This window comes from Microcystis sp. M165S2, from assembly GCF_020245885.1.
GTDB lineage: Bacteria > Cyanobacteriota > Cyanobacteriia > Cyanobacteriales > Microcystaceae > Microcystis.
Genome location: NZ_JADBTZ010000233.1, coordinates 1 through 7,290, shown reverse-complemented (window position 1 = coordinate 7,290; position 7,290 = coordinate 1). Strand labels below are relative to the sequence as shown.

4 protein-coding genes and 2 pseudogenes are annotated in these 7,290 nt (G+C 46.0%); 1 reads left to right on the top strand and 5 read right to left on the bottom strand.

Annotated features, from left to right (window positions below; translation table 11 throughout):
- The 5 genes and pseudogenes from IM479_RS22645 to IM479_RS11915 form a co-directional block, all read right to left on the bottom strand.
- A partial coding sequence (locus tag IM479_RS22645) for a helix-turn-helix domain-containing protein (RefSeq protein ID WP_353737494.1) occupies positions 1 to 44 on the bottom strand: 44 nt, incomplete at its 3' end.
- A gap of 91 nt (positions 45 to 135) precedes the next feature.
- Positions 136 to 252, bottom strand: a pseudogene (locus tag IM479_RS11930) (type II toxin-antitoxin system Phd/YefM family antitoxin); the annotation flags it as partial.
- 68 nt (positions 253 to 320) lie between these two features.
- Positions 321 to 4,925 carry a glutamate synthase large subunit gene (gltB, locus tag IM479_RS11925; protein ID WP_287687172.1) on the bottom strand — a complete coding sequence of 1,535 codons (4,605 nt, stop codon included), beginning with the start codon at positions 4,923 to 4,925 and terminating at the stop codon, positions 321 to 323.
- Between the two features lie 306 nt (positions 4,926 to 5,231).
- Positions 5,232 to 6,119: a succinate--CoA ligase subunit alpha gene (locus IM479_RS11920; RefSeq protein ID WP_287687171.1), complete on the bottom strand. Its 888-nt coding sequence runs from the start codon at positions 6,117 to 6,119 to the stop codon at positions 5,232 to 5,234.
- A 272-nt stretch (positions 6,120 to 6,391) separates the two neighbouring features.
- A pseudogene (locus IM479_RS11915) lies at positions 6,392 to 6,668 on the bottom strand (IS630 transposase-related protein); the annotation flags it as partial.
- Between the two features lie 100 nt (positions 6,669 to 6,768).
- On the opposite strand from IM479_RS11915, the gene IM479_RS11910 reads away from it, so the two are divergent.
- Complete coding sequence (locus IM479_RS11910) at positions 6,769 to 7,155, top strand: group II intron maturase-specific domain-containing protein (protein WP_287687170.1); 387 nt, start codon at positions 6,769 to 6,771, stop codon at positions 7,153 to 7,155.
- The last annotated feature ends 135 nt before the right edge of the window (positions 7,156 to 7,290 follow it).

Genomic DNA, 7,290 nt, shown 5'->3' with positions numbered 1-7,290 from the left:
TGTTCGGGTGTGGGGTAAAATCGAAACGAGTAGGCTTTTTCCATGTCTCACATTTTAGCATATATTTGGTAAATGCGCTAGTATTTAACGGTAAAGCCGTCGTAGAACGACGGGGTTTCAGACCCAAAATTTTCGATGATGACCCTGACGTTGGACAATAACGATCGAGTTTCCCAGTTCTACTTTTTCTAAAACCTGAATAAAATGTTCTTGTGCTTGGGTATAGCTAGTATAGGTGGTGGGGATGGCCATTAATCAACTCCGCAGTCAAAAAATTAATCAATGGGTGCGTTACTCTTGGTTAACGCACCCCAAAGAAATTACACCGAAGTTAAGGTTTTCTCCGCGCTAATTTGCGCTTCGGGACTATCCGCTTCCGAGGGGGGAACCACTTGCCAGAATTGACCGAGATAGCTATCCCAATTAGCTAAAATTAACTTACCCTTGGGGCTATTAGTGCGTTCTACATGAGCCTCAATTAAAGATTTTAACTGTTCAGCGCCGGCTGCCGTGGCAACCCGTTGAATCTTGACAATTTCGGGGTTAAGTTTCTCCGGTAGGGATTGGTCGAGGATATAAGCTAATCCCCCTGTCATCCCGGCGCCGACGTTGCGACCGACGGAACCAAGCACAACAATTACTCCACCGGTCATGTATTCACAGAGGTGATCCCCGGCCGCTTCGATAACTGCTTTCGCGGTGGAATTGCGGACAGCAAAGCGTTCACCAGCGCGACCATTAGCGTATAATACCCCACCGGTGGCCCCGTAGAGACAGGTATTACCGATAATAGCGTTATCTTCGGGCTGATAATTGGCGTTTTGGGGCGGTACGATGACAATTTCGCCGCCGTAGATGCCTTTACCCACATAATCGTTAGCTTCTCCCTCTAAATGGAGATTGACACCGGGTAAATTAAATGCTCCGAAACTTTGACCGGCTGCACCCTGGAAATTGAGCTTAATTTCGCCCTCAAAGCCGTCATTACCGTATTTTTGGGCAATTACCCCCGCAATTCTCGCCCCGACGGAGCGATCGGTATTGACAATCCTGTAGGTTTTGCTGACGGTTCCCTGTTGCTCGATCGCCTGTTTAATCTCGCTATCTGCTAGAATCTCGTCATCGAGAACAGCACCGTTACTATGTACTTCCTCGTGCTGCAACCAAGAGCGATCGCTTCGTCCATCGGGTAAATTTAACAAACAATCGAGATTGAGGGATTCTGTCTTAGTTAAACGAGCATCGGAGCGCACTTTTAACAGATCTGCCCGGCCAATCACCTCATTTAAACTGTGATAGCCTAATTTCGCCAATAATTGCCGCGTTTCCTCAGCCACCAAAGTAAAGAAATTGACCACATGAGCGGGAATTCCGGGAAAACGAGCGCGGAGACGTTCCTGCTGGGTAGCGACTCCCACAGGGCAATTATTCGTGTGACAGACGCGGGCCATGATACACCCCTCGGCAATCATGGAAATGGAACCAAAACCGAATTCCTCCGCACCCATGAGAGCAGCCATGAGGATATCCCAACCGGTTTTTAGTCCTCCATCTGCGCGCAAAATCACCCGATGACGCAGTTGATTTTCCATTAACATCCGATGCACTTCCGTCACTCCCAATTCCCAGGGACTACCCGCGTGTTTGATCGAACTTAGGGGTGATGCACCTGTACCACCATCGTGACCAGAAATCTGGATAATATCAGCGTTAGCTTTGGCAACTCCGGCCGCAATTGTGCCGATACCGATCTCGGCCACTAATTTGACGGAAACTTTGGCCCGGGGGTTAATTTGGTGTAAATCGTAGATTAATTGCGCTAAATCTTCGATCGAGTAGATATCGTGGTGAGGAGGGGGAGAAATCAAAGTTACTCCCGGTTTTGAGCGCCGTAACATGGCAATATAGGAACTGACTTTTTTCCCCGGTAATTGACCTCCTTCTCCCGGTTTTGCTCCTTGGGCCATTTTAATCTCTAGCTGTTTTCCACTCATTAAGTATTCGGGGGTGACTCCAAAACGTCCCGAAGCTATCTGTTTAATGGCAGAATTAGCCGTATCACCGTTTTTTAAGCCGTTTAGATGGGGCATAGTCACAGAATGTCCTTCTGCATCCACATCGCTTAAGCTGGTGTAACGGATCGGATCTTCTCCCCCTTCTCCGGAATTGGACTTACCTCCGATGCGATTCATGGCGATCGCTAGGGTTTCGTGTGCTTCCCGTCCCAAGGCACCGAGGGACATTCCCCCTGTGCAGAAGCGTTGCAGGATACTTTCGATCGATTCTACTTCTTCGATGGCAATTGAGGCTCGATCGCTGTTAAATTCTAATAGATCGCGCAATGCAGTAACAGGTCTTTGCTGCAAGATTTGACGATAGGTTTCGTAATGGTCATATCCTTCACCTTGGGAGTGAGCAGCCACTGCTTTATGGAGTGCTTTCGCCATTTCCGGGGAATTCATGTGGTATTCTCCCCCCGGACGGTAGTTGACAAAACCGTAGTTTTCTAGTTTTTTAGCGGTAAGATTGGGGAAAGCTTGACTGTGGAATGCGATCGCTTCTTGTCCCACCTCCGCAATGCTTAAACCCCCGACGCGACTGGTAGTACCGTTAAAAGCTAGTTTAACTAAATCTGCCGATAATCCGATCGCCTCGAAAATTTGCGCCCCATGGTAGGAAGATAGGAGAGAAATACCCATTTTCGAGAGGATTTTCAGTAATCCTGCTTCTACGGATTTGCGGTAATTAATTAGGGCTTTTTCAAGGCTAATAGCTTCTAATTTGCCGTTTTCCATCAATTTCTGCGTTTTTGGCTCGATCCACCACTGGGCGATCGTTTCTAACGCAAGATAGGGACAAACTGCGGAAGCGCCATAACCAATTAGACAAGCGAAGTGATGGGTACTCCAACATTGGGCCGTATCGATAACGATCGAAGCTTTTAAACGCAAGTGTGAGCGAATCAGGTGATGATGGACAGCACCAACAGCTAATAAGGGGGGAATATAGCTAGTTTTTTCGTCAATAGGAGCAGTTCTGTCACTGAGAATTAAAATTTCCGCTCCCGATTCTACTTTCTTGGCGGCCTCAGCGCACAAATTAGCGATCGCATCTTCTAATCCCCCCGGTCCGGTGGTCAGATCATAAAGGGTAGAAAGTTCGGCTGTTTTGTAGCTAGAGGTTTTAACTTTGGCTAATTCAGCATTATTGAGCAGGGGAGAGTCTAATTTCAGTAAATGTGCGTCATCAACCCCTAATTTAAGTATATTGCCCCGTCGTCCCAGATACATAGTCAGGGACATGACTAAACTTTCCCGTAAAGGATCGATGGGAGGGTTAGTAACTTGGGCAAAACGTTGTTTAAAGTAATCGTAGAGAAGATGGGGTTTACTGGAGAGGACCGCTAGGGGAGTGTCATCACCCATACAGAAAGTCGGTTCTTTTCCCTGTTCTGCCATGGGGACGATAATCATATCCACATCTTCGGCAGTATAACCGAAAGCGGTTTGCCGGGGAAGGAGATTACTAGGAGCGGGAATGTCGATCGCTGTTTCTTTGTCAATAAAGGTGCGTTGGGATTTCACCCATTCACCGTAGGGATTAGATCGGGCAATTTCCTGTTTAATCTGCCAATTACGCTTAATTTCGCCTTTTTCTAGGTCCACTGCGAGCATTTGACCAGGGCCGAGACGACCTTTTTCGATAATGGTGGTTTCATCAAGGGGAATAGTTCCCGCTTCCGAGGAAACGACGATATAACCCGTGTTAGTAATGCTATAACGGGCCGGTCGCAAACCGTTGCGATCTAAACAAGCGCCGACGATTCCCCCGTCACTGAATACCAGTAAAGCTGGACCGTCCCAGGGTTCCTGTAAACCGCTATAGTATTCGTAAAAGTCGATAATTTCGGGATAATCCTGTAAATCCGGCTGATTATTGTAGGCCTCCGGCACTAGGATCATAGCTGCTTCTAGGGGACTGCGACCGGTTCTCACCAATAATTCTAGGGCGCTATCGAGGTTATAGGAGTCGCTGTTAGCGGGGTTAACAATGGGAGTCAGGGATTGTAATTCTTCGTGGGTCCAACCTTCCGTTTCTAAAGCGGGTTCCCGGGCCGACATCCAGTTAATATTGCCTAAAAGGGTGTTAATTTCGCCGTTATGACCCAATAAGCGCATCGGTTGAGCGAGAGGCCATTTCGGTTGGGTATTGGTGCTAAAACGTCGGTGATAAATAGCGAATTGACTGCTATAGGCGGGATTTTGCAGGTCTAGATAGAATTCTCGCAGGATTTCGCCCCGTACCATGCCTTTATAGACAATGGTGCGACAGGAAAAGGAACAGAAATAGAAATCATCGGCCAGTTGCTTACCGACTTCAGAACGGGCAATATAGAGTAGGCGATCGAATTGAGAACCGGCTAAATCGGGGGAAGTAACCAGAATTTGCTCGACAAAGGGTTGATTTTCCCTTGCTTGTCGGCCGAGGGTTTCAGGACGGACGGGAACGGTACGCCAACCTAAAATCTTAATATTATATTTATTGACAATTTCCTCGATATGTGCTTTAGCGTCGGCTCGTTCTTGGGTTGCTTGGGGAAGAAAGACCATACCCACCCCTAGACGCTCAGATTCTGGCATATTTAAGCCATTTTCGGCGAACCAAGGAGCGAGGATAGCTCTAGGGATAGCGGTCATTATACCAGAACCGTCACCGGAATCCTGATCGGCGCTGCAGCCTCCCCGGTGTTCCAAACAAGCGAGGGCCGAAAGTGCCTGTTCAATCAGTTGATGGCTACCCGAACCGCGCACATCGGCAATAAAACCGACTCCGCAAGCGTCCCGTTCTTCTACGAGCCATGGAGGACCCCAATAGGGATCGATTTGGTGTATATTGTCGATTTTTAGGTTATTTTGTTGCGCCATAGAAGTTATCCTTACGGTCGTCGTCTAGAAGGGTGGGATAGTTGGTCTGCTGAAAGGGTCAATCTAGAATAGAATTTTTTTTGCTCTTGCCGTTTCGATTGTCGCTGATTTTTCCTAATTTTTGCCTGTTGCCATCTTTATCTTGGCCAGTCTGAGGAATCACAGGTGATCTACCATGATATAGTAGCTCTCAGCAATTGTCATCGAAAATCCCCCAGGAAGGATGGGGGTGAGAAACCTTGTTAGGTGCTTATTTTGGCAGAATATTGTCAGATTATAAATATTATTGGAGCAATGGGGTCAAATTCAGGACAAGACTTTAGCCAAAGAGGCAGGTAAATCGGCTAATTTTTCTACTACTGTCACCCCAGCTTCTTGAAAATGACGTAAGCTATCTTTTCTGGTATTCTTAGCGGCAACAGAGTAGGAAAGTTGGTTAGAAATAATTGTTTCTGTATCGCCGAAATTGGTTTCAATCGCTGCATTTAACCCCACAAGATAGGCAATCACTGGTTTTTCGATCGCCGAGGCAATATATTTGGCTGCCTCGATTTCGGCCTTTCCCCCCACCTGACTGACGAGGAGAATTGCCTCGGTATTTTCATCTTCCTCAAAAACCTGCAACCATTGGGACAAATTGGAGCCAATAATGCCGTCAGTACCCAAATTTACCGCCATAGATTCACCATACCCCGCTGCTGTTAAAGTTTTCGCCACTTCATCCCCTATGCGATCGCCGCGGGTGATCAGACCGATTGTCCCCGATTGATAAAAACTGGGTTCACAAATACCCAACCAAAGATAATTGGGAATAATTACACCCTGGCTGCCGGGGCCGAGAATTAATGTCCCGGTGGTACTAGCTATCTTTAATAATTCCACCAGATCCAAGGGGGGAACTCCGGGGGTGACGATAATTAATTGGGGAATTGCTGATGCGATCGCTTCTAAGGCCGCATCTAGGACTTGATTGGGGGGGACTAAAATTAAACTGGTCTTGATTTCTCCTGCTTCAGCAACGGCCTCGGCCACTAGATCAAACACTGGTATCTCTGCGATTATCTCACCACTGCAGCCACTAGCCACCCCCGCTACTAAACAGGTTCCCTGAGCTTTCAATCGTGCCGCATAATATTTGCCTAGGGGTCGATCGATCCCTTGCATAATTATCTGATCTTTATCTGTCCATTTCATATATTAAGTGTTGGGAGTTGTTTTAGTTATCAGTAAACAGTAAACAGTAATCAGTAATCAGTAATCAGTGAGACACTGTTGATGGAAGTTTTTTTCAGTGGTCAGTAAACAGTAAACAGTAATCAGGTTCTGAAGGCAAGGGGAGCATCTCATTTATGCAAGTGAGTAATTATGCTTGTCGCTAAAACTTGCTTCTGGTAAGGCTTTCAAAATAGCTTGACATAAAACTTAATTTAGGAGTTACAAAGGTGAGATGCTCCCCTTTCATTTTTTTTAAGGCATAGTCTTATGGCACTTGGTCTCACTCCAAACTTCTCGGCTCTGTCTCTTAATCTTGCATCGGGATTTTCTTGGACATCTTGTGACAGTGCTTTCCAGTCTAGCTTTCGCTGACGGTGTTTCACCTTTGTTGCTTCAAGTTTCTCCCTACGAACGCCATCTATATATTGTGGCTCTTCCTATATTAAATAGAGCGGCGGCTTTGGTTATGATTCCCCCATTCTCTACATAATCAATTACTTTTTTTCTCAAGTCTAGGCTATAAGACATTTTTCTGTATGGGTTGCTCGCTTCTCCTTATTTTACCCTATTTTTTACTTGTATAATACTTATTTGAAATGACTATATTAGTGAAGGATTTAACTTCCTAGTGTTCAATATTCGTCAATACGATGGCAAGCTTTTAATCAAACCAATGAAAGAGAAAGTCCCGGCTTTCTGCCAAAGAATTGGTGAAGAAATCAAAGCCCTTAATGGAACTACAGCAGAAGCCATAATCCGAAAGCTAAATCCGATTCTCAGGGGATTTGCTAACTACTACAAAATTGGTGTAAGCAAAGAAACTTTCGCTTATATCAGTCAGAGAACTTGGTATTATCTCTGGAAATGGGCAAAGCGTAAACATCCAAACAAATCGAACAAATGGGTTAAAAAGCAATACTTCCGAACCGTAGATGCTGACAGATGGACATTCTCTTGCTTCCCTGAGGTAAGAGGGGCTAAAAAGGAAACTAAGAAATTAATCTATTCATTTTGACATCCTCGCCGCCCTAAAAGTGCGGCGATTCCTAAACCTCACGATTTAAGTTTCTGCTTCAACCACCGTTGCATACCACGGTTAAAAAACCATGTACTGTCTTACACAAAGTCCACAGACTTTCGCGACCTTTCA

What these genes read in the sequence shown, in the direction of transcription:
- gltB (WP_287687172.1), bottom strand. Translation starts at nt 4,925, where the DNA reads ATGGCGCAACAAAATAACCTAAAAATCGACAATATACACCAAATCGAT.
- IM479_RS11920 (WP_287687171.1), bottom strand. Translation starts at nt 6,119, where the DNA reads ATGAAATGGACAGATAAAGATCAGATAATTATGCAAGGGATCGATCGA.